Genomic DNA, 23,066 nt, shown 5'->3' on the forward strand with positions numbered 1-23,066 from the left:
ATGCTTGCGTTAAAAAAGCAAAAGGCCGGCATATAGCCGGCCTTATACAACAAGAAAATGCGCCTGAATTATGCGCTTTCCTTCGGGGTCAGCACCTGGCGACCGCGATACATACCGGTCTTCAGATCGATATGGTGCGGACGGCGCAGTTCGCCGGAATTCTTGTCTTCAACATAGGTCGGAACCTTCAAGGCGTCTGCAGAGCGGCGCATACCGCGCTTGGACGGGCTTGTTTTTCTCTTCGGTACAGCCATTTTCGTTACTCCACGTGACGGTGCAAACCAGGATTAGCGGCCTCTTAGAAGCCGGACAGAACCTGTCGCAAACTCTGATTTTGGCGGGCTTATACATGCCCACTAGGGGTTTGACCAGTCCCCGGATTGATTTTTTCGCCCCAGAGAGCCGACAGGTCACGCCTCATCTTCAGGGACGATCCAGCTTTCTGCCAGCGCGGCCGTCTCCCAAGCCTGCCAGGCGGGGTGAGCACGCATCGTCGCCATGTAGGCAAGCGTCTCGGGATCGCTGGCAAGGTCATAGGCGGAAAAGCGATTGACCACGGGCGCGAACATGGCGTCGGCTGCACTGAAGTCACCAAAGAGGAAGGGACCACCGGAGATCTGGCGCAGGTCGCGCCAGATGTCCTCGATCCGTTTTACGTCACCTGCTACACCGTCCGGCAGCGCGATAGCCTTGACCGGACGACGGATATTCATCGGACAGGCGCCCCTCAGCGCCCGGAATCCCGACAGCATTTCCATTGAAACCGATCGCGCCATGCTGCGAAGGGCAGGTTCGCTCGGCCACAGGCCGGCATCGGGAAAGAGCTCTGCAACGTATTCGATGATCGCCAGCGATTCCCAAACCCGAACAGCGCCATGATGCAGAACCGGAACGCGACCGGTCGGCGAGAGCTCACGAAAACGAGGCGTCGTGCCGCCCGGACCAAAGGGAATGAGCTCCTCGCGAAACGGAACCCCTGCTGCGGTCATTGCCATCCAGGGCCGCAACGACCAAGAGGAATAGTTCTTGTTGGCGATATACAGGATCAGTTCGGCCATGGACGCCTCCAATTCAGATCTTGCTGATCATAGGAGCCGCAGGGGTAAACGACCAACGAGACTTGTTGATCTCAATCATAGAGACAGGTGATGTATTCACCCGATTGCCGAGCCCGCCGGTCAACAACATTGGCCAGCCGCTTGAGGCCGGATCCAGGCTTGCTGGCCACCCGATTGATCGGATTGGGGAGAGAGACGGCCAAAAGGGCCGCCTGTTGGCGGCTCAGCTTCGCGGCAGAGGTCTTGAAATGGTGCCGCGCCGCCGCCTCGGCACCATAAATGCCCGGTCCCCATTCAGCGACATTGAGATAGATCTCCATCATCCGTCGCTTCGGCCAGATAAAATCAGCGGCAATCGCGAGCGGCAGTTCGAGCGCTTTGCGTACAAAGGAGCGACCATTCCACAGAAAGAGGTTCTTGGCCGTCTGCATGGGGATTGTGCTGGCACCGCGTGTCGCCTCACCCGCCATGGCATCATCGATGACCGACTGCAACTGCCCCCAATCAACGCCACCATGATTGCAGAACTGCCCGTCCTCGGACATCATCACAGCCCGAACCAGATTGGGGGAGATATCGTCAATGTCGACCCAGCGCCGATCATACCCCTGAAACGTCACGAGATCGGCCAGCATCAGGGTCGAGACGGGGCGCACGAACTCCAGCCGATAGAGCAGGATTAGCAGATAGGGCAAAAAGACCAGGATCGCCAAGACCAGCAGCCCCTTGCGCAGCCACGTCGCCCGGAAACTGCGCCTTGCTTCCGGCGGCTGCTCCAGTCGTTCCTCTTCCACAATCTCGACGTCGTTCGGCAATGATCTCAAGCCCATGATCGATGACGCCTTCTCATATCTGGCTCCAGAGGGGATGACCAGTCCATGTCGCTGCTATCCCGCCTCCACCCACTTAAATTCCCGTTGCCTGACACCGGGCGGCATGCCAAATAGCCGCCATGGATCAGGCAGCAAGCGCTTTCGAACACAAGCTCCGAACTTTCGCCGCGGACGTCGAGGCTCGTCTCGCACGCCTGCTGGACGGCATGCTCCGCCCGGCAGAGATCGCCCGCCCCGCTCGCCTGATTGAAGCCATGCACTACGGCGCCCTGAATGGCGGCAAACGGCTGCGTCCTTTCCTCGTCATGGAAGCAACGCGTCTTTTTGACGGTCCCGCGGATGCCGCCCTGCAAGTCGGCTGCGCTCTCGAATGCATACACAGCTACTCGCTTGTGCATGACGACTTGCCCGCCATGGACGACGACGACTTGCGGCGCGGCAAGCCGACGGTCCATATCGCCTATGACTACGCGACAGCAATCCTCGCTGGCGACGGCCTCCTGACCTATGCCTTCGACATCCTTGCCGCACCGGAGACGGATCTTCCTGACGCCGCCAAGGTGGCGCTTGTGCTTGAGCTTTCGCGTGCTGCCGGGGTCGGCGGTATGGCGGGCGGACAGGCACTCGATCTCGCGGCCGAAACAGAAGCCCCAGATGAAGCCGGCGTAGTCCAGTTGCAGGCGATGAAAACCGGCGCTCTGATCCGTTTCGCCTGCGAAGCCGGCGCCATCATTTCACAGCGCCCAACCGAGGACCGTAAGCGTCTGCGCCAATTCGGCGAGATCATCGGCCGGGCCTTCCAGCTGGCCGACGACCTTTTGGACGTCACCGCCGATGCAGCGACTATGGGCAAGGCGACAGGCAAGGACGCCGGCAAGGGCAAAGGCACACTTGTGGCCCTCAAAGGCACGGACTGGGCCCGCACAGAACTCGACCGACTGGTTACAGAGGCCAATCAGGTCCTTGCCCCTTACGGCGAGGCTGCAAGGCCTCTGACCGACACCGCACGCTTCATCGCTACGAGGAAAAATTGACATGAGCCGCTTCTGGTCGTCCGCCGTCCACGATCTGGACCCGTATGTCGCCGGCGAGCAGCCGAAGATTGCCGGCCTCGTCAAGCTGAACACCAACGAGAACCCCTATGGACCGTCGCCGCGTGTCATCGAAGCCATTGCGGCTGCGGCCGACGATCGGCTGCGGCTCTATCCGGACCCTTCGTCGACCATTCTCAGGCAGTCTATCGCCGACCGTTTCGACCTCGCCCTCGATCAGGTCTTCGTCGGCAACGGTTCCGACGAGGTGCTGGCCTTTGTCTTTGCCGGACTCCTGAAGCACGACCTTCCGCTACTTTACCCCGACATCACCTACAGCTTCTACAAGACCTATGCCCGGCTCTTCAACGTCACGGTAGAAGAAGTCCCGCTTGATGGGCAGCTGGGCATCCGGATCGCTGACTATGATCGCCCCTGTGGTGCAATCATCCTTGCCAATCCGAACGCCCCCACAGGCATCGCGCTGCCGCTGAGCGCGATCGAGGCCTTGGTTGCCGGCCATCCGGATCAGGTCGTCGTCGTTGATGAAGCCTATGTCGACTTCGGCGGGGAGAGTGCCGCTTCGCTGATTTCACGTTACGAGAACCTGCTGGTCGTGCAGACCTTCTCCAAGTCCCGTTCTCTGGCTGGCCTCCGCGTTGGCTTCGCCCTTGGACAGCGCTCGCTGATCGAGGCGCTGGAGCGGATGAAGGACAGCTTCAATTCCTATCCGCTCGACACCCTGGCGCAAACAGCCGCGACGGCAGCCGTTGAGGACGAGGCCTGGTTTTGCGAAACTCGCGACAGGATCGTCGCCAACCGCGACAGGCTGACGGCAGCATTGACGGAACGCGGCTTTGAGGTTCTGCCGTCGTCGGCCAACTTCGTTTTTGCACGGCATTCTGCTCATCCGGGCGGGGATCTGGCCAGGGCCCTGCGCGAGCGCGCAGTTCTAGTGCGCCATTTTACCAAGCCACGGATTGCTGATTTCCTCCGCATCACCATCGGCACGGAAGAGGAATGCCGTCAGCTTTTGACAGCGATCGATCAAATCATCTGACGTGTGCCGGGCAGCGAATTTGCCTAGTCTTCCGAGCGCAATGGCGGAGAGGAGCGACACACCATGGAAGACATCATCCAGCATTGGCCGCAGGTGACAAGCGCCTATCTCGTCGCAGTCCTTAGCCCTGGCCCGGCGACCATGGCGATTGCGTCTGACTCCCTTGGCCAGGACGACGGCATGGCCTCGTCATGGCAAGCGGCATCTTCTGCGGCAGGCCTCAAGCTTCTAACTCTGCGCTGAACCAAAAAAGGCGCCGCACACGGCGACGCCTTTCGCAAATCGACATGCAGTACGATCAGCCTGTGGTGAGCGGCGAGATCTGGATCTCAACGCGACGGTTCTGTGCGCGACCATCTGCCGACGCATTGCTGGCGACCGGCTGGCTGGGTCCGAAGCCCAGCGACGAAACACGGCGCGGATCGATGCCCTGGCCATTCAGGTAACCGGCGACGGACAATGCACGGCGCTCCGAGAGTGCCTGGTTATGGGCCAGGCTACCGGTCGAATCTGTATGACCGTTGACGTCGATCAGGGTCTTGTCGAACTTGCGCAGCACGATGGCGACCGAGTTCAGCGTCGGATAGAACTGCGGCATCACCGCATCCTGGTCCGTGGCAAAGGTGATGTTCGACGGCATGTTGAGAATGATCCGGTCACCAACGCGGGTCACGGAAATACCCGTGCCCTGCAACTGCGCCCGCAGTTCGGATTCCTGCTGGTCCATGTAATTGCCGATCGCGCCGCCGGCGAGTGCGCCAACGCCCGCACCGATAAGGGCTGCGTTGCGACGACCGACAGCAGACCCGCCCACGGCGAGACCGCCGAGCGCGCCGACAGCTGCACCGATGGCCGCACCACCCGCAGTGTTCGAGACTTTCTGCTGGCCGGTATAGGGATCAGTCGTCGTGCAGCCGCTGAGATAGGTCGCGCAGAGCGCGACGATTGCGATCTTCTTGATCATGCTGGATGTCCCTCCAAGAACAGGCTGATAATTCCAGAACAGCGAAAATGCGGCAACATAAAGTTGCCGCACAGCCTCACTCCGCCGCCGATTTGCGGCCGTAGCGCTTCTCGATGTAGTCGGCCACCAAGGCCTCGAAGTCGCTGGCAATGTTCGGTCCGCGAAGCGTCATCGCCTTTTGCCCATCGATAAAGATCGGAGCAGCCGGGTTCTCGCCGGTTCCGGGCAGCGATATGCCGATGTCGGCATGCTTGCTTTCACCCGGCCCGTTGACGATGCAGCCCATCACCGCAACATTCAGTCCCTCGACACCGGGATACTTGTCACGCCAGGTCGGCATATTCTTGCGCAGGTCATCCTGGATCTTCTGCGCCAACTCCTGAAACACCGTGGATGTCGTGCGCCCGCAACCGGGACATGCCGCAACCACCGGCACGAACTGGCGGAAGCCCATGACCTGCAAGAGCTCCTGCGCCACCTGCACTTCGCGGGTCCGGTCACCATTCGGCTCCGGCGTCAGCGAGACGCGGATCGTGTCGCCGATACCATGCTGCAACACATAGCCCATTGCCGCAGACGAGGCGACGATGCCTTTAGACCCCATGCCGGCCTCGGTCAGCCCGAGATGCAGTGCGTGGTTCGAGCGATCCGCCAGCATCGAATAAACGGCAATCAGGTCCTGCACCTGGCTGACCTTGGCAGACAGGATGATGCGGTTGCGCGGAAGGCCAATTTCTTCTGCAAGCTCGGCCGAGAGAAGTGCTGACTGGACGATCGCCTCACGCGTCACCTGACGCGCCGAGAGCGGCGAGCCGTTTTCCGCATTCTGATCCATCAGCCGCGTCAGGAGTTCCTGATCGAGCGAACCCCAGTTTACGCCAATCCGAACAGGCTTGTCGTAGCGGATCGCCATCTCGACGATCTCGGCAAACTGCTTGTCCTTCTTGTCCTTGAACCCGACATTGCCCGGATTGATCCGGTATTTGGCCAAGGCCTCGGCACAGGCCGGATGGTCCGCCAGAAGCTTGTGGCCAATATAGTGGAAATCGCCGACCAGCGGCACATCCATGCCGAGCCGGAGCAGCCGCTCTCGAATCTTCGGCACGGCAGCTGCGCTCTCGTCTCTGTCGACGGTGATGCGCACGATCTCCGAGCCGGATTTGTAGAGGGCCGCGACCTGGGCAACGGTCGCATCGATATCTGCGGTGTCGGTATTGGTCATCGACTGGACAACGACCGGGGCGCCGCCACCGATGATGACGCCCCCGACTTCAACGGCAACCGAAGCACGGCGCGGCTTCGGATCATAGACATCGGGGGATGGGATAAAATCTGCGGTCATGGCTGTTTCTCTGCGAGCCTCGATGGCCATGGAGGTGGATCAAACATGCCGGCTTGTCAACCTGAAGCCCCGGCAAGCCCTTGTCGGCGACTTGAACTTCCGGTGATCCGACACGGAAAACTTGCCTGGCTTAATCTTCGACAACCCGGTCGGCATGCCGCGCCAGTCGAGACAGCAACAAAACAACAACCAGCAGCGCCGGAATCGCGGTGTAGATGGTCGACAGAGACGTATGCTCAGCAACGAAACCAATCAACGACGGTGCAAACAGGATGCCAGAATAACCCATGGTGGTGACAACGGAGAGCCCGACCCCCGGCGCAAGTCCAGGAATATTGCCGCCAGCGGAAAAGGCGATCGGCACCATGTTGGAAATACCGATACCGGCAAGCGCAAAACCAATCATGGCAAACGGCACGCTTCCAGCCTGCCCGGCCAGTACGAGGCCGCAAATTGCAGCGATCGCGCAGAAACGCAGGGTGTTGACGGCACCGAACCGGTCTCGAACGAAATCGCCGGCGAAGCGGCAGATCGCCATGGTGAAGGAGAAGGCCGCGAAAGCGAAGCCCGACATTTCCGTGCTCGCATTCAACTCGTTGCGCAGATAGAGGGCGCTCCAGTCAAGCACAGTTCCCTCCGGCACCATGGAGAAAAGCGCGACCAGGCCGATCAGCCAGGGCAGCAGGGTCATCGGCATCTTCGCCCGTTGCGAAACCTCTCCCGGATGCGGCGCGTCGGACAGGATCATGGGCCGCGCAACGAAGAAGAGCACGAGGCAGACAGCAGCGAGAAGAAGCACATGACCGATTACGCCAAGTGCCGCAATCAACAGCCCGCCGGTTGCCGCCCCACACAACCCGCCAAGGCTCCAGAAGGCATGGCAGGAGGACATGATCGAACGGCGCATATTGCGCTCGACCTCAACGGCATTCGCATTCATCGCGACGTCCATTGCACCCGTTAGGCCCCCGAACAGGAAGATCGCGATTACGCCCATCCAGATCGTATCGACGAGCGTGACGAGAACAATGGTCGGGATGAACAGGAGTGTCGTAATCTCCACCACGCGCCGCGAGCCAAGACGCGCGATCTGCAGGCCGGCAACCGGCATCATGACCAGAGACCCGACGCCAAAGACAAAGAGCATGACCCCGAGCATCAATTCATTGAGGCCAAGCGCAGACGAAAAGAACGGGATTTTGGGCGCCCAGGCACCGATCACCATGCCGTTTAGAAAAAACAGAATGGCGACAGCCGCCCGTTCTCTGGTGACGAGTGGTGCCGGCCCCGCGTTTCCCGGTGCCGTCATACCTGCTAGCTCATTCATTTTCCGCTCCCGAATCTGCAACGGCAATGTTGATTAAATCGATTTAGTCCGCAATCCCCGCCCGATTTATCGATCGTCAAGTTTTGTTTCAAAGAAAATCAACGAGGTGGATCGCACCCCGCTGGTTGACAGACGGGACAACTGACGCAAGAGGTAGCGACCTCCTCCACGCCACCCAGGCGTGCTTCTCAGAAAGCTACCCCGTGAAGACTGTGATCGGTGCTGGCATACTCCTCTCGAGCTTGGCTTACTTTCTCTTCGCCGTGCATGACAGCATGGTCAAGTTGCTCGTCGAAACCGCCACAGTCTGGCAGATCCTCTTCTGCCGCAGCCTCGTGATCCTGGTGGGATGTCTTGCCATGGGTGGACGGGCACTCGTCCATGAAACGAGGACGTCCCCGGCTCTGCGGCCGATGATGCTCCGCAGTCTCTTCCTGCTTGCGGCCTGGCTCTGCTATTTCAATTCAGCAAAATACATGCCGCTCGCCGACATCACCACGCTCTATTTCGCAGCCCCCATCGTCGCCATTCTCCTGTCGATTCCGATCTTGCGAGAGCGCGTCCCACTCACGAGTTGGATCGCGGTACTGACAGGCTTTGCAGGCGTCATTGTCGCCAGCAACCCAACCGGAATGACAACGGGATGGCCAGTCTACCTGGCCCTTCTGGCCGCAGTCTGCTGGGCAATTGCCACAATCCTGCTGCGCAGCACCAGCCAGAGTACGACCAGCATTGTGCAAATGGCGATGACCAATCTGTTTTTCTTGGGTCTCACCGCACCCATGGCAATCCACTCATGGACCATACCGACAGGCAACGCACTTATCCTTCTGCTTTCGGTCGGTATCATTGGCGGACTGGGCCAACTCGCTTACTTCGAAAGCCTGCGACACGCGCCGATCTCGATCGTTGCCCCCCTCGAATACACGGCGCTGATCTGGGCCTTTGCACTGGGTTATGCGATATGGGGCGACATTCCCGGCGTGAATGTCTGGGCAGGCGCCGTACTGATCGCAGCCGCCGGCCTGATCATCCTGATCGCAGGCCGCCGGCGCTCCATTGCCTGACAAAATGCCTCTGATGACATGAGGACTGAGACGCCCGAAACACTCAGGTCCGGGCGAGGTATCGCTCTGCGAGTTCCACCCAAAAACTTGTGCCGATCGGCAGGATGTCGTCGTTGAAATCATAGCGCGGGTGATGCAGCGGTGGATCGTTCGGCGTCCGCTGGGTTCCGAGGAAGAAGTAACTCCCCGGGCGCTTTGCCAGCATATAGCCGAAATCCTCGCTCCCCATGGTTGGGCGCGCCATGTCCAGGACCTTCTCGGCACCGGCAAAACTTTTTGCCAGGTCCCGGACGAAATCGGTCTCCATCTTGTGATTGATGGTGGGATCGTAGCCACGTTCATAGTCGATGGTCACGCCCATGCCGTAGCTTGCAGCCTGCCCTTCAGCGACAGCTCTGATCCGGGCCTCAAGCTGGTCGCGCACCGCACTGTCGAAAGAGCGGATCGACAAAACCATTTCAGCACGCTCCGGAATAACATTGCTCGCGGCGCCGGCATGAAAACCGCCGACAGTTATCACGGTCGGGTCGAGCGGATGGATGTTGCGCGAGACGATGGTCTGCAGCGCCATGATGATCGACGCACCGCAGACGATTGGATCGGCAGTGGACTGAGGTTCGGCGCCATGCCCGCCGCGCCCATTCACCGTGATCTTGCATTCATCGACAGCCGCCATGATCGGCCCCTCACGCACGGCAAACGTGCCGAAGGGAATATCGGGATCGTTGTGAAGCGCAAAAACCGCATCGCAGGGGAACTGATCCAAAAGCCCATCTTCGATCATGATACGCGCGCCGCCGAAATTCTCCTCGGCAGGTTGGAATATGAGGTGGATGATACCATCGAAGTTCCGCCGCTCCGCCAGAAGCTTGGCAGCACCGAGAAGCATCGCCGTATGCCCGTCATGGCCACAGGCATGCATCATCCCCGGCACCTTGCTGGCATATGGAAGGCCGGTCTCCTCCTGGATCGGCAGTGCATCGAAATCGGCACGGATGCCGACACTGCGCTGACTGTCGCCATTCCGCAGGGTGGCCACCACACCGGTTTTGGCCAGCCCCCGCGTCACCTCATAGCCGAGCGCTACCAGCCTCTCTGCGACATAGTCGGAGGTCTGGAATTCAGAAAGGCCGATCTCGGGGAACTGATGCAGATGGTGGCGCGTGGCGCGGACCTCATCCATCATGTTGGCGGCGTGGATCGTCATGGAAACCCTCTTCGGCACTTTGTCAGGCGGCTCTGCAAACTTTGACAGTGGCACTTGCGGTCAATGGGTTCAACCGGATAAAATCAGTTGACCTGCATCTCCTTCGCATCCATGCACCGGTCGCTCAATTCGACTTGGAGATCGTCATGACACGCCGCAGCTTCCAGCGTGCCGGAGAAGCCGAACGTCGCCAGGATCTGGTGGCTGCGACGCTGGAGAGCATTTTCGAACATGGACTGGAAGGCGCCACCGTCCGTGACATTGCGGCAAGGGCAGGCGTGACCGGCGGCCTGATCCGGCACTATTTCACCGGCAAGGACCATATGGTCCAGGAAGCCTACCGTGAAATGCTGGCGAACATGACCCGGACGGCAGTCGATGCGATGACCGGGGTTGAAGGCAATGCCTGCCAACAATTGCGCCGTTTCATCATTGCCAACCTCACCCCACCGATCGCGGATCCTCGGGCTCTGTCGCTCTGGGCAGCCTTTATCGGGCGGGTGCGTTCCAACGATGAATTCGGCCGTATCCATCGTGATAATTATCTCATTCTGCTTGATATTCTTGAGGGCTTGGTCGCAACGGTACTGGCTGAACACAATCGCGCCGGCGATGCGCGGCAGTGTCGCCATCTTGCCATCGCCATCAACGGACTGATCGACGGGCTTTGGCTGGAAGGCTCTCTGGCGGGTGACCTTTTTGACGAAATCAAGCTGCCGGAGATCGCGCTGGCAGCCGTCGAAGCGCTGCTTGGCGGCATTTCGTTGCGCCGGTCCGACGACACGATCGAGACCGCAGAGGGTGGCTCTGTTGATGCGGGGTAACCGTGACTGCGAAGAAGCTGGCGATAGCCGTTGCCAGTTGATTGAAAAGAGTCATAAAAGGACGAATTTATAGCGTCTGGAGTGTGTGTATGGCCGAATACCATGTCCGCGGCCGGGCCCTGTCCTATTACCGCCTACTTCTCTCCCGATTGTTGGCCTCCTCTGAGACTGTAGCAGATGAACCCGCCCATGATCGGCACTGGAAATAAACCTGCTTGACCCCGCAAACCCCTGAACCGAGTTTTAATCCTTCCATGACGCTGCACGTTCCTTCGCGCGACCTTGAAGCAAAGCAGATCGATCATAACGATTCGATCCGCGCTGCATATTTTACCATTGAGGAGCTCGCTGATAGCGCCGCGTCGCTCGCCCTCAACGGCGCAGGAGAGCTCCCGGCATTCATGGAGTTCGACTTCTTTGCCCGGCACAAGGAGAACGAGCGCGAGATCCTGAGGGTCTACCGCGCCACAGCGGCTGATGTCGAAGCAGGGGCAACCATTACGCCTGCGGCCGAGTGGCTTCTCGACAATCACTACGTCATCGAAGAGGCGATCCAGGAAGTCCGTCGCGACTTCCCGCGCAAGTTCTACAAACAGCTTCCGACGATGAAAATCGGTGACCGCGAAATACCGCGCACGATGGCACTGGCCTGGCTTTACGTCGCCCATACCCATTCAACGGTATCCCAGGAAAGCATGACGGCCCTGGTGGAGGGCTTCCAGCGACACCGCGTGCTGGATATTGGCGAGCTCTGGGCTTTGCCATCCATCGTGCGCTTCGTGCTCATCGAAAACCTCCGCCGCATCTCCATCCGAGTGGACCGGTCAAGGCAGATGCGCCGCAAGGCCAACGAAGCCGCCGATACGATCATCCGCCTTAATGATCCTGTCGCCGCAGCAGTCTATCTCGGCCAGATCGAGCAGCTCGCCGACGACAACACCTTTGCCACACAGTTCCTCTATCGCCTGCGCAACGGATCACAGGATACACGCTTCGCTGTCGACTGGGTCGAGAACCGGCTGGAAGCCGCAGGCCGTACCTCTCAGGAGGCAATGGACGCTGAGCACAATCGCCTTTCCTCCGGCAATGTGACGATGGGCAATATCGTCCGCGGCCTGCGTGAGATCGACGACAAGGACTGGACGGTCTGGGTCGAAGAGGTCAGCCTCGTCGACGAAATTCTTGGTGAGCAAACGGATTTCCGCGAGCTGGATTTTGGCTCGCGCAACGCATACCGCAACACGATCGAGAAGCTCGCGCGGCGCTCGCCGCTGTCTGAAATCGAGATTGCCCGAAAGGCGATCCAGCTGGCCAGAGAGCACGGTGGCGACGCACAGCTGCTCGATGTCGGAATCTATTTTGTCGGGACCCGGCGGAAAGAGCTGGAGGACGCAATTTCTTACCAGCCTCCGCTCTCTCGCAAGCTGGTAGATGGCATCAAGCAGCTGAACTGGCTCGCCATCGCAATCCCGGTCATCTTACTGACACTCGCTGCTTTGGCTTTCATCGGTCACTTTCTCGCCGCGACGGCCCTGGCGACCCCCATCGTCGTCATCTTGCTCCTCCTCGTTTCGCTTCCGGTTTCCGAAGGCGCGACCGGCCTGTTCAACACGTTGGTAACCTATTTCGTGAAACCGTCCCGTCTGACGGGTTACGAATTCAAGAACGGGATTCCAGAAGACGCCCGGACCCTGGTGGTCGTGCCCTGCATGATCACCAAGCGCGACGACGTCGACGAACTTGTGCGCAACCTTGAGGTCCACTACCTCACCAATCCCCACGGCGAGATCTACTTTGCCCTTCTCAGCGACTGGAAAGATAGCCAGAAGGAAGAAACACCCGCAGACCTGGAAATCCTCGACTACGCCATGCGCGAAGTCGCCAGCCTGAATGAGCGCTACAGGGACGAGAACCGGACGCGCTTCTATCTGCTTCACCGTCGCCGTCTGCACAATCCGGCTGAAGGCTGCTGGATGGGCTGGGAGCGTAAGCGCGGCAAGTTGCACGAGCTGAACCTCCTGCTGCGCGGCGACCGTGACACCTCCTACATGCCGGGTGCAAACACCGTGCCCGAGGACATTCGCTACGTCATGACGCTGGACGCCGATACGCGTTTGATGCGCGATGCAGTGACGAAGCTCGTCGGCAAGATGCATCATCCAATCAACCGTCCGGTGCATGATGAAAAGACGGGCCGCGTCATCAGCGGCTACGGCATCCTGCAGCCCCGCGTCACGCCATCGCTTACAACGGGCAATGATGCCTCGGTATTCCAGCGCATCTTTTCGATGAACCGCGGCCTGGACCCTTATGTCTTCACCGTTTCGGACGTCTATCAAGACCTCACAGACGAAGGCAGCTTCACAGGCAAGGGCCTTTATGACGTCGACGCCTTCGAGCGCGCAATCAAGGGCCGGATCGACGAGAACTCCGTACTCAGCCACGACCTTCTTGAAGGCTCCTTTGCCCGCTGCGCTCTTATCACCGATGTCGAACTGGTCGAAGACTTTCCAACCCGCTACGAGGTCGAGGTATCACGGCAACATCGGTGGGCGCGCGGCGACTGGCAGCTGCTTCCCTATATCGGCGATCCGAGCCACGGCCTGACGTCTCTCGCGCGCTGGAAGATGGTGGACAACCTCCGTCGCTCTCTGACACCCATCGCCTGGTTTGCGGCCTCCGTCCTCGGATGGGCAACGATGGACCCAGTTGTCGCAAGCATCTGGCAACTGCTTCTGATCTTCAGCCTTTTTGTCGCCCCAACGATCTCGCTCCTGTCCGGTCTCGTTCCCCGCCAGTCCGATATCGTGCATGCGGCCCATTTCAACACGCTCTGGTCCGAGATCCGCTCGATCAACGCACAAGTCGCCTTGCGGATCGTCTTTATCGCGGATCAGGCCTGCATGATGGCCGATGCCATTGCCCGCTCGCTCTATCGCATGCTGGTCAGCCGCAAGCTGCTGCTGGAATGGCGCACGGCAGCCAGCATCCAGTCCGCAGCCCAGGGCTCGATCACATCCTACTATCAGAACATGCGCCACGCGCCGGTTCTCGCCGTGCTGTCGCTTGCTGTTGCGGCCATGCCGGGCGGCTACGGCTATCTCATCGGCGTGCCCTTCGCGCTCCTGTGGGTAACATCGCCCTTTGTTGCCTGGTATGTGAGCCAGTCGGCCGAAACTGAAGACAGGCTGGAAGTCCCCGCCCATGTCGCACAGGAACTGCGCAAGATTGCACGCCGCACATGGCGCTACTTCGAAACCTTCACGACCGCAGGTGACAACTATCTGCCGCCGGACAATTTCCAGGAAAATCCCGAACCGGTGGTCGCCCACCGCACCTCCCCGACCAATATCGGCGTCTATCTGCTGTCCGTCGTTTCCGCCCGGCATTTCGGCTGGCTGAGCTTCGACCAGACCATCGAGCGTTTGGAACAGACGATCTCCACGGTCGAGCGCATGGAAAAGTATCGTGGGCACCTCTACAACTGGTACCACACCGATAGCCTGAAGCCGCTCGGACCGCGCTACGTATCCGCCGTCGATAGCGGCAACCTTGCCGGCCACCTCATCGCCATCTCGTCCGCCTGCCGCGAATGGGCCGAAGCCCCTTCCGCACATCTGCAAGGCAATCTGGACGGTATCGGCGATGTCGGCGGCATCCTGTTTGAGGAACTGAAAAAGCTTCCTGACGACCGCAAGACGGTGAGACCACTCCGCCGGCGCCTTGAAGAACGCATCATAGGCTTCAATAACGCGCTCGCCTCGGTCAAGCGTGAGCATGAATTCGCCTCGATCCGCATCATCAATCTGGCCGTTCTGGCACGCGACATGCAAAAGCTCGCGGCCAATTTCGACCATGAGGTTCGCTCGAAAGGCAGCGCCGAAGTCGTCCGCTGGACGGAAGCCCTGGTTTCCGTCTGCGAAGCGCACATCGCCGACACCGCTTTCGACCTCTCGAACATCGATCCCTTGCGTCAGCGACTGGCGCAACTGTCCGAACGCGCACGAGCCATCGCCTTCCAGATGGACTTCAGCTTCCTCTTCCGTCCCGAACGACGCCTGCTGTCCATCGGCTACCGGGTGGACGGTCGCGAACTCGACGAAGCCTGCTACGACCTTCTGGCTTCGGAATGCCGACTCACCAGCCTGTTCGCGATCGCCAAGGGCGACCTTCCGACCGAACACTGGTATCGCCTCGGCCGCCAGGTCGTGCCAATCGGCGCCCGCCCTGCCCTGATCTCCTGGTCAGGCTCAATGTTCGAATACCTGATGCCGCCGCTTGTCATGCAAGAGCAGCAGGGTGGCATCCTCAACCAGACCAACAATCTGGTCGTCATCGAACAGATGAACCACGGTCGCCGTCTGAATATTCCGTGGGGCATCTCGGAAGCCGCCTTCAATGCGCGCGACCACGAGATGAACTACCAGTACACCAACTTTGGCGTTCCGACGCTCGGCCTCAAGCGCGGCCTGGGCCAGAACGCCGTCATCGCACCTTATGCGTCGATCCTGGCCAGCCAGTACTATCCAGAGGAATCGCTTGAAAACCTTGAGCGCCTGCGCGAACTGGGTGCGCTCGGAGCCTATGGTTTCCACGATGCCGTCGACTTTACGCCGACCCGACTGCAGGACGGGCAGAAATGCGCGGTGGTCTTCAATTATTATGCCCACCACCATGGCATGTCGATCGCAGCCATCGCCAACGTGGCCTTCAACGGACGCCTGCGTGACCTCTTCCACGCCGATCCGGTCATTGAAGCGGCAGAACTCCTGCTGCAGGAAAAATCACCCCGCGAAATCCCGGTGATGAACGCCAAGTACGAGCCGCAAACCCCGGCCAAGAACCAGGCGAACCTGCTTCGGGCGGAAATCCGCACCGTTGAGGATCCGGCCCGCAAGGACCGCGAAGCCGTCTTCCTCTCGAACGGCCATTACTCGGTCATGCTGACCGCGACCGGTTCAGGCTTCTCGCGTTGGAACGGCCAGTCGGTATCCCGCTGGAAGCCCGACCCGACCGAAGATCGCTGGGGCACCTTCCTGTTTCTGCGCGACATGGCGGACAATCGTTGGTGGTCTGCGACGGCCACACCGCGCCGCGCCGAGGACGAAAAGTCGAAGGCAATTTTCGGTGACGACAAGGCCGAATTCTTCAAGACAGTTGGCGATATCTCGACCTCGGTCGAATGCATTGTCGCCACCGAACACGATGCTGAAGGCCGTCGCCTGACGATCCTCAACACCGGTACCGAGGACCGCTTCATCGAAGTGACCTCCTACCTCGAGCCGGTTCTCGGATATGACGACGCCGACAGTGCGCATCCCCTGTTCTCACGCATGTTCGTCAAGACCGAGTTTGGTCGACGCCGGGATGTGATCCGGGCGGAGCGCAACAAGCGCAGCCCGAGCGATCCCGACATCTGCGTCGCTCATCTGGTTGTCGATAGCGCCGGCCAGGGTCGACCGACCGAGTTCGAAACCGACCGCCGTCGATTCCTCGGCCGTGGACGGACCCTCGGCGAGGCAGCAGCCTTCGATCCAGGCGCCACGCTGTCTGGCAGTGAGGGCTTTACCCTTGATCCGATCCTCAGCCTGCGCCGCGTCGTGCGCGTGCCCGCCGGCAAGAAGATCTCGCTGATCTTCTGGACGATGGCCGCACCGAACCGCCAGGAAATCGATCAGGCGATTGAACGTTACCGCCATCCGGATTCGTTCAGCCACGAACTCGTGCACGCCTGGACCCGTGCACAGGTCGAATTGCGGCACATCGGCATCACTTCGCAACAGGCGGCAGCCTTCCAGCATCTCGGCCGCTACCTGACCTATCCAGATCCGCATCTGCGTGCCGATCCGGATACGGTGCGCAACGGCCTGCGGTCACAGTCGGCGCTCTGGCCGATGGCAATCTCCGGCGACAATCCGATCTTCGCCCTGCGCATCAACGACGACATGGACCTCGACATTGCACGGGAAGCCATGAGCGCGATCGAATACTTGCGCCGCCGCGGCGTCGTGGCCGATCTTGCCATCGTCAACGAACGTGCAACCTCCTACGCACAGGAAATGCAGCATGCCCTCGATCAGATGGCGGACAATCTGCGCCACCGTCTACCCCCGGGCAGCCAGCACATCTTCATCGTCCGCAACGATCTCGTTGGAGAGGACACCGTTGCATCCCTGATCGCGGCTGCTCGTGTCGTCCTGCATACGCGCAACGGCAAGGTCAGCGATCAGGTAAACCGCGCTGTCTCCCTATTCGCCACGCCGCGCGCTTCCGAAGCAAAACTGGACTGGGATGGGCCTCTGCCCGCCCTCCCCGCGCCTGCGGCGGCAACTACATCCGTTTCCGGTGACGATCTGGATTTCTGGAACGGAATCGGCGGCTTTACCAAGGATGGAAGCGAATACGTAATCCGCTTGTCGGGATCTGCGACCACACCACAGCCCTGGATCAACGTGATCGCCAATGAGCGCTTCGGCTTCCACGTCTCGGCCGAAGGTGCTGGCTTTACCTGGAGCCAGAACTCCCGCGACCATCAGTTGACACAGTGGACAAATGACCCTGTCATCGACCGACCGGGCGAGGCATTCTACATCACCGACAGCGAGAGCGGTCGAAACTATGCCGCTGTTTCGGCTCTCAACCTCGATCCCCAGGTACAGTTCGAGACACGTCATGGGCTCGGCTACTCCGTGCTGTCTAGCCGTCACGATGATCTCGACATCGAACTGACCCAGACAGTGGATAACGAGCAGCCTCTGAAGCTGTCGCGTCTGAAGATCGCCAACAAGAGCGGCCAAAAGAAGCGTCTGCGCATTGCTGGTTACTGCGAATGGGTCCTGGGCAACAATCCTACCCGAACAGCGCCCTTCGTCCTGTCGAGCTTCGACGAGGAAACAGGAGCCTTGCTGGCGACCAATCCGCATGATCTCAACTATCCGGGACGTACCGCCTTCTTCGCGGGGCCGGGTATACCTTCCGGTTACACCGCCACTAGGCGGGAGTTCCTCGGACGTCACGGAACGATCCAGCAGCCTCAAGCGATCATTGTCGCCGATACAATGACCGGTTCGGTCGACAATGACGGCGATCCTTGCGCGGCGATGGCTTTCGATATCGAACTCGCAGCGAACGGCTCAACGGAACTCGTCTTCGTGCTGGGAGAGACTGAAACCGCAGAGGAAGCGAAAGCGCTGATCGAAACGACGCGGCGTCGTCCATTTGCTGACATCCTGGCGGCCACGCGTCGCCATTGGACAGAAGCTGTGGGCCGACTCCACGTCGAGACCGGCGACAAGGCTTTCGACAATCTGGTCAACTATTGGCTGCCCTATCAGGCTCTGGCCTGCCGTGTCACGGCACGCGCCGGCTTCTACCAGGCGAGCGGGGCCTTCGGCTTCCGTGACCAGCTTCAGGACACGTTGGCATTCCTCGCCAGCGAACCGCAACTGGCGCGCAAGCAGATCCTGAACGCCGCAGCTCGCCAGTTCCCGGAAGGGGATGTCCAGCATTGGTGGCTGCCGAAGACAGGAGCCGGCGTTCGAACCCTGATCTCGGACGACGTGGTATGGCTTGCCCATGCGGTTCATGCCTATGTCGCGGCAACAGGGGACGAATCTCTCCTCGATGAACAGATTCTCTTCATTGAGGGGCCGAAGCTTGAGCCCGGGCAACATGACAGCTTCTACCAGCCGACCCCGTCGGAACAGAGCGCAAGCCTTTACGAGCATGCCGCATTGGCGCTTGATCTGGCCGTCAGCCGGACGGGTAGCCACAACCTGCCACTGATCCTGGGCGGCGACTGGAATGACGGCATGAACCGGGTCGGCAGCGCCGGACGTGGTGAAAGCGTCTGGCTCGGCTGGCTCCTCGGTTCAACACTGGAAAGCTTCATTCCGATCGCTCAGAAGCGTAAGGACAAGCAGCGGGTCGAGCGCTGGACGGACCATCTCGAAAAGCTGAAACTCGCTCTTGAGACAGCCGGCTGGGATGGAGAGCACTATAAGCGCGGCTATTTCGACGATGGTTCAGCACTGGGCTCGAAAGATTCTGTCCATTGCAAGATCGATTCGATTGCGCAGTCCTGGAGCGTGCTCTCCGGCCTCGGCCAGGAAGATCACGTTAAATCCGCACTCGATGAAGCGATGAAGGAACTCGTCGACATCGAAAACGGCATCGTTCGGCTGTTTACGCCGCCGTTCGACAAGCCGGAAGTCGACCCGGGCTACATCGGCGCTTATCCTCCGGGCGTGCGCGAAAATGGCGGGCAGTATACCCACGCCGCGATCTGGCTTGGGCTCGCCCTGCTGAAGGCCGGCCGGGGTTCGGATGCATGGCATGTGTTCACCCTCCTCAACCCAATCAACCACGCCAGCGATCCTGCATCGACAGAGCGCTATCGCGTCGAGCCTTATGTTGTTGCCGCCGATGTCTATGGTGGGGACGCATATATGGGGCGCGGCGGCTGGACCTGGTACACAGGATCGGCCGGTTGGCTCTATCGCTTCGCCGTTGAAGGCATTCTCGGCATCACGAGCAAGAATGGCGAGATCGTCGTGAACCCTACGCTGCCGGATCATTGGCAGGGCTTTACCGCAAAACTGTCCTCGGTCTATCGTCAGGTGTCGATCACGGCAAACCGCAGCAGCAAGGGTATCGAAGTGGCGGTTAACGGTGCGCCGCAGGTGACATCCTCGGCCCCCCCTGTGAAGAAGAAGCCAAGGCCCCGCAAGCCGGCACCCGCTGAGTGATCAGCATTTAAGAACAAAAAAAGCCCCGCCGGTCGACTGACCGGCGGGGCTTTTTATGAGGCTCCGATCAACAATCAGGCCGAATAGGCAACCAGCAGATCCTTGGCATCAATCTGGTCGCCGACACGCACCAGAACTTCGGCAATCGTGCCGTCGCGGTCTGCATGCAATGCGGTTTCCATTTTCATCGCTTCGATCGAAAGCAGCACATCACCCGTCTTGACCGTCTGGCCCACTGCAACGGCAACTGTGGAAATGACGCCGGGCATAGGCGCGCCGAGATGCGCCGTATTGCCCAACTCCGCCTTACGGCGCACCGCGCTGCCGGCAGCGCCATGTGCACGATCCGGCACCTTGATGCGGCGCGGCTGGCCGTTCAGCTCGAAGAACACGGTGACCATGCCCTTCTCGTCCGTGTGGCCAATCGCCTGATTGACGATGACCAGTGTCTTGCCCTTTTCAAGGTCGAGGAAGAGTTCCTCGCCGGCGGGAAGACCATAGAAATATTGCGGTGTCGGGATGACTGACACAGGACCGTAGGTATCCGCTGCCAGCGCATAATCCGTGAACACTTTCGGATACATCAGATACGAGGCGAACTCGAAATCGGAGACGTCGCGGCCGAGCTTTTCTTCAATCGCCTTGCGCTCTGCATCAAGATCAGCTGCAGGCAGCAACGAGCCTGGCACCGCCGTGTAGGGTTGCTCACCCTTCAGCGCCTTCTTCTGCAGCGCCTCCGGCCATCCACCTGGGGGCTGCCCGAGATCACCCTTCAACATAGAGACGACCGAGTCCGGGAACGCAATATCCTTGGCCGGGTTCTCGACGTCAGCCACGGAAAGATCCTGGCTAACCATCATCAAGGCCATGTCGCCGACGACCTTCGAAGACGGCGTCACCTTGACGATATCGCCGAACATCTGATTGGCGTCGGCATAGGCCTGGGCAACCTCGTGCCAGCGGGTTTCCAGCCCAAGGGAACGCGCCTGCTCCTTGAGATTGGTGAACTGACCGCCCGGCATTTCATGCAGGTAGACTTCCGACGCAGGCCCCTTGAGGTCACTCTCGAAGGCGGCGTACTGGGTGCGCACCGCTTCCCAATAAAAGGACATCCGGCGGATCCAATGCGGATCGAGGCCCGGGTCGCGTTCCGAGCCACGCAGGGCCTCGACGATGGAGCCGAGGCAGGGCTGCGAGGTATTGCCGGAAAACGCATCCATGGCCGCATCGACAGCGTCAACGCCAGCTTCGACCGCAGCAAGAACAGTAGCGGCAGCGATACCGGACGTGTCATGCGTGTGGAAATGGATCGGCAGGCTGGTTGCCTCACGCAGAGCCTTGAAAAGCACCTTGGCTGCTGCCGGCTTCAGGAGACCCGCCATGTCCTTGACAGCGATGATGTGGGCGCCGGCCTTTTCGAGGTCAACGGCCAGCGACGTGTAGTACTTGAGGTCGTACTTGGGACGCGCCGAGTTCAGCAGGTCACCCGTGTAGCAGATCGTCGCCTCGCAGAGCTTGTTCTCTTCGATGATCGCATCCATCGATACGCGCATGTTATCGACCCAGTTCAGGCAGTCGAAGACCCGGAAGAGATCGATCCCGCCCTTGGCCGCCTGGCGGACGAAGTACTTCACGACATTGTCGGGATAGTTCTTGTAGCCAACACCGTTTGCACCGCGCAGCAGCATCTGCAGAAGCAAATTCGGGGCGCCCTCGCGCACCAGCGCCAACCGCTCCCATGGATCTTCAGTCAGGAAGCGCATGGAAACGTCAAAGGTCGCGCCGCCCCAGCACTCGAGCGACAACAGGTTGGGCAGCGCCCGCGCATAGGTATCGGCAATTTTCGCGATGTCATGCGTCCGCATGCGGGTTGCAAGCAGCGACTGGTGACCGTCGCGCATGGTCGTGTCGGTCATCAGGATCCGCGTCTCGTTGCGCATCCATTCGCCAAACTTCTTCGGCCCCAGCTCTTCCAGCAGCTGTTTCGTGCCGGGCTTAACATCGGCATCGATAAAGGGCACGACCGGCTCAGCGGCATCGACCGGAGGCTTCGGGCGGCCCTTGACCTCCGGATGGCCGTTGACGGTCACATCCGCCAGATAAGTCAGGAGCTTCGTCGCGCGATCCTGGCGCTTGACCTGTTGGAACAGTTCCGGCGTCGTGTCGATGAAGCGGGTTGTGTAGGTGTTATCACGGAACATCGGATGACCGATGATCGCCTCGAGGAAGGTAAGGTTCGTTGCAACACCGCGGATACGGAATTCACGCAACGCACGATCCATGCGGCTGATCGCTTCCTGCGGCGTGCTTCCAGACGCAGTGACCTTCACAAGCAACGGGTCGTAATAGCGTGTGATGATCGCGCCCGAATAGGCCGTACCGCCATCGAGCCGGATGCCGAAGCCGGCCGCCGAACGATAGGCGGTGATGCGGCCGTAGTCCGGGATGAAGTTCTGTTCCGGATCCTCTGTCGTGATACGGCATTGCAAGGCATGACCATTCAGTCGGATGTCCGCCTGCTGCGGAACACCCGATTCGGGCGTGCCGATCGCGTAGCCATCCAGAATGTGGATCTGCGCCTTGACGATATCGATGCCGGTGACAACTTCGGTGACCGTATGCTCGACCTGGATGCGCGGATTGACTTCGATGAAGTAGAATTTGCCGGTATCCGCATCCATCAGATATTCGACGGTGCCGGCGCCGATGTAATTCGTCGCCTTGGCGATCCGCAGCGAATAATCAGCCAGTTCCTGGCGCTGCGCGTCACTGAGATATGGAGCGGGTGCGCGCTCGACGACCTTTTGGTTGCGGCGCTGGATCGAGCAATCACGCTCGAATAGGTGCACGACATTCCCATGCGTATCGCCCAGCACCTGGCTCTCGACGTGACGAGCCCGCTCCACCAGCTTTTCCAGATAGACTTCGTCCTTGCCGAAAGCGGCCTTTGCCTCGCGCTTGCCCTCGATGACTTCCCGGATCAGATCCTTGGGATCGCGAATGGCGCGCATGCCGCGTCCGCCGCCGCCCCATGACGCCTTGAGCATGACGGGATAGCCGATTTCGGCGGCAAGACGATGGATCTCGGCCTCGTCATCGGGCAGAGGATTGGTCGCAGGAACCACCGGGACACCGACGCTGATCGCCAGATTTCGCGCGGCGACCTTGTTGCCCAGCTGACGCATCGTGTCACTCTTGGGACCGATGAAAATCAGTCCTGCATCGTTGCAGGCGTCAACAAATTCCGGGCTCTCCGAGAGGAGACCATATCCGGGATGGATGGCGTCGGCGCCGGAAAGCTTGGCGACGCGGATGATCTCCTCGATCGACAGATAGCTTTCGATGGGCCCAAGATCGCGCGAAAGATGCGGGCCCCGCCCGACCTGATAGCTCTCGTCCGCCTTGAACCGATGCAGCGCGAGCTTGTCTTCCTCGGCCCAGATGGCAACCGTTTTCAGGCCCAGCTCATTGGCTGCGCGAAAGACGCGGATTGCGATTTCCGAACGATTGGCGACAAGGATCTTGGATATTGGCAATTCGATCTCCCCAAAACGATATGCCAGGGCATTGTGCACCTGCGAAGAAAAGTCATAGCGCGTTGTTTTG

General features: G+C 60.0%; 14 protein-coding genes. 6 read left to right on the forward strand and 8 right to left on the reverse strand.

Annotated features, from left to right (window positions below; translation table 11 throughout):
- Positions 1-68: 68 nt before the first annotated feature.
- From rpmF to mtgA, 3 genes are all read right to left on the reverse strand, one after another.
- Entirely contained in the window at positions 69-254 is a 186-nt protein-coding gene (gene rpmF, locus IP76_RS09350) for a 50S ribosomal protein L32 (RefSeq protein ID WP_054157942.1), read from the reverse strand.
- Between the two features lie 156 nt (positions 255-410).
- Positions 411-1,058: a glutathione S-transferase family protein gene (locus tag IP76_RS09355; RefSeq protein ID WP_054157943.1), complete on the reverse strand. Its 648-nt coding sequence runs from the start codon at positions 1,056-1,058 to the stop codon at positions 411-413.
- A gap of 71 nt (positions 1,059-1,129) precedes the next feature.
- Entirely contained in the window at positions 1,130-1,888 is a 759-nt protein-coding gene (mtgA, locus tag IP76_RS09360; protein WP_082352475.1) for a monofunctional biosynthetic peptidoglycan transglycosylase, read from the reverse strand.
- 122 nt (positions 1,889-2,010) lie between these two features.
- Between mtgA and IP76_RS09365 the strand changes: the two genes are divergently transcribed.
- From IP76_RS09365 to IP76_RS09375, 3 genes are all read left to right on the forward strand, one after another.
- Positions 2,011-2,925: a polyprenyl synthetase family protein gene (locus tag IP76_RS09365; protein ID WP_054157944.1), complete on the forward strand. Its 915-nt coding sequence runs from the start codon at positions 2,011-2,013 to the stop codon at positions 2,923-2,925.
- A 1-nt stretch (position 2,926) separates the two neighbouring features.
- The gene (hisC, locus tag IP76_RS09370; protein WP_054157945.1) at positions 2,927-3,982 is read left to right on the forward strand and encodes a histidinol-phosphate transaminase; all 1,056 of its coding nucleotides are present in this window, start codon (positions 2,927-2,929) and stop codon (positions 3,980-3,982) included.
- Positions 3,983-4,045: 63 nt separating this feature from the next.
- A complete protein-coding gene (locus IP76_RS09375; protein ID WP_054157946.1) occupies positions 4,046-4,225 on the forward strand; it encodes a hypothetical protein in 180 nt (59 codons plus the stop codon).
- Positions 4,226-4,280: 55 nt separating this feature from the next.
- On the opposite strand, the gene IP76_RS09380 is transcribed toward IP76_RS09375, so the two are convergent.
- From IP76_RS09380 to IP76_RS09390, 3 genes are all read right to left on the reverse strand, one after another.
- A complete protein-coding gene (locus tag IP76_RS09380; RefSeq protein WP_054157947.1) occupies positions 4,281-4,946 on the reverse strand; it encodes an OmpA family protein in 666 nt (221 codons plus the stop codon).
- 76 nt (positions 4,947-5,022) lie between these two features.
- Positions 5,023-6,288: a flavodoxin-dependent (E)-4-hydroxy-3-methylbut-2-enyl-diphosphate synthase gene (gene ispG / locus IP76_RS09385; RefSeq protein WP_054158083.1), complete on the reverse strand. Its 1,266-nt coding sequence runs from the start codon at positions 6,286-6,288 to the stop codon at positions 5,023-5,025.
- A gap of 130 nt (positions 6,289-6,418) precedes the next feature.
- A complete protein-coding gene (locus IP76_RS09390) occupies positions 6,419-7,615 on the reverse strand; it encodes an MFS transporter (protein WP_054157948.1) in 1,197 nt (398 codons plus the stop codon).
- Between the two features lie 203 nt (positions 7,616-7,818).
- Between IP76_RS09390 and IP76_RS09395 the strand changes: the two genes are divergently transcribed.
- Positions 7,819-8,682: a DMT family transporter gene (locus tag IP76_RS09395; protein ID WP_054157949.1), complete on the forward strand. Its 864-nt coding sequence runs from the start codon at positions 7,819-7,821 to the stop codon at positions 8,680-8,682.
- Between the two features lie 43 nt (positions 8,683-8,725).
- Here the strand turns inward: IP76_RS09395 and IP76_RS09400 are convergent, their stop codons facing one another.
- Positions 8,726-9,889 (reverse strand): M20 aminoacylase family protein, encoded by a 1,164-nt coding sequence (locus IP76_RS09400; RefSeq protein ID WP_197278325.1) that lies wholly within the window; start codon positions 9,887-9,889, stop codon positions 8,726-8,728.
- A gap of 146 nt (positions 9,890-10,035) precedes the next feature.
- Between IP76_RS09400 and IP76_RS09405 the strand changes: the two genes are divergently transcribed.
- On the forward strand, positions 10,036-10,713 hold the full coding sequence (locus IP76_RS09405; RefSeq protein WP_054158085.1) for a TetR family transcriptional regulator C-terminal domain-containing protein: 678 nt from the start codon (positions 10,036-10,038) through the stop codon (positions 10,711-10,713).
- 254 nt (positions 10,714-10,967) lie between these two features.
- Complete coding sequence (locus tag IP76_RS09410; protein ID WP_054157950.1) at positions 10,968-19,460, forward strand: glucoamylase family protein; 8,493 nt, start codon at positions 10,968-10,970, stop codon at positions 19,458-19,460.
- 74 nt (positions 19,461-19,534) lie between these two features.
- On the opposite strand, the gene pyc is transcribed toward IP76_RS09410, so the two are convergent.
- Entirely contained in the window at positions 19,535-22,996 is a 3,462-nt protein-coding gene (gene pyc, locus IP76_RS09415; protein ID WP_054158086.1) for a pyruvate carboxylase, read from the reverse strand.
- Positions 22,997-23,066 lie beyond the last annotated feature (70 nt).

Source organism: Rhizobium sp. AAP43, from assembly GCF_001296045.1.
Taxonomy (GTDB): Bacteria; Pseudomonadota; Alphaproteobacteria; order Rhizobiales; family Rhizobiaceae; genus Allorhizobium.

Bases quoted from the DNA above. Each gene is read 5' to 3' on its own strand.
- rpmF (WP_054157942.1), bottom strand. From the start codon at position 254: ATGGCTGTACCGAAGAGAAAAACAAGCCCGTCCAAGCGCGGTATGCGC.
- IP76_RS09355 (WP_054157943.1), bottom strand. From the start codon at position 1,058: ATGGCCGAACTGATCCTGTATATCGCCAACAAGAACTATTCCTCTTGG.
- mtgA (WP_082352475.1), bottom strand. From the start codon at position 1,888: ATGGGCTTGAGATCATTGCCGAACGACGTCGAGATTGTGGAAGAGGAA.
- IP76_RS09365 (WP_054157944.1), top strand. From the start codon at position 2,011: ATGGATCAGGCAGCAAGCGCTTTCGAACACAAGCTCCGAACTTTCGCC.
- hisC (WP_054157945.1), top strand. From the start codon at position 2,927: ATGAGCCGCTTCTGGTCGTCCGCCGTCCACGATCTGGACCCGTATGTC.
- IP76_RS09375 (WP_054157946.1), top strand. From the start codon at position 4,046: ATGGAAGACATCATCCAGCATTGGCCGCAGGTGACAAGCGCCTATCTC.
- IP76_RS09380 (WP_054157947.1), bottom strand. From the start codon at position 4,946: ATGATCAAGAAGATCGCAATCGTCGCGCTCTGCGCGACCTATCTCAGC.
- ispG (WP_054158083.1), bottom strand. From the start codon at position 6,288: ATGACCGCAGATTTTATCCCATCCCCCGATGTCTATGATCCGAAGCCG.
- IP76_RS09390 (WP_054157948.1), bottom strand. From the start codon at position 7,615: ATGAATGAGCTAGCAGGTATGACGGCACCGGGAAACGCGGGGCCGGCA.
- IP76_RS09400 (WP_197278325.1), bottom strand. From the start codon at position 9,889: ATGACGATCCACGCCGCCAACATGATGGATGAGGTCCGCGCCACGCGC.
- IP76_RS09405 (WP_054158085.1), top strand. From the start codon at position 10,036: ATGACACGCCGCAGCTTCCAGCGTGCCGGAGAAGCCGAACGTCGCCAG.
- IP76_RS09410 (WP_054157950.1), top strand. From the start codon at position 10,968: ATGACGCTGCACGTTCCTTCGCGCGACCTTGAAGCAAAGCAGATCGAT.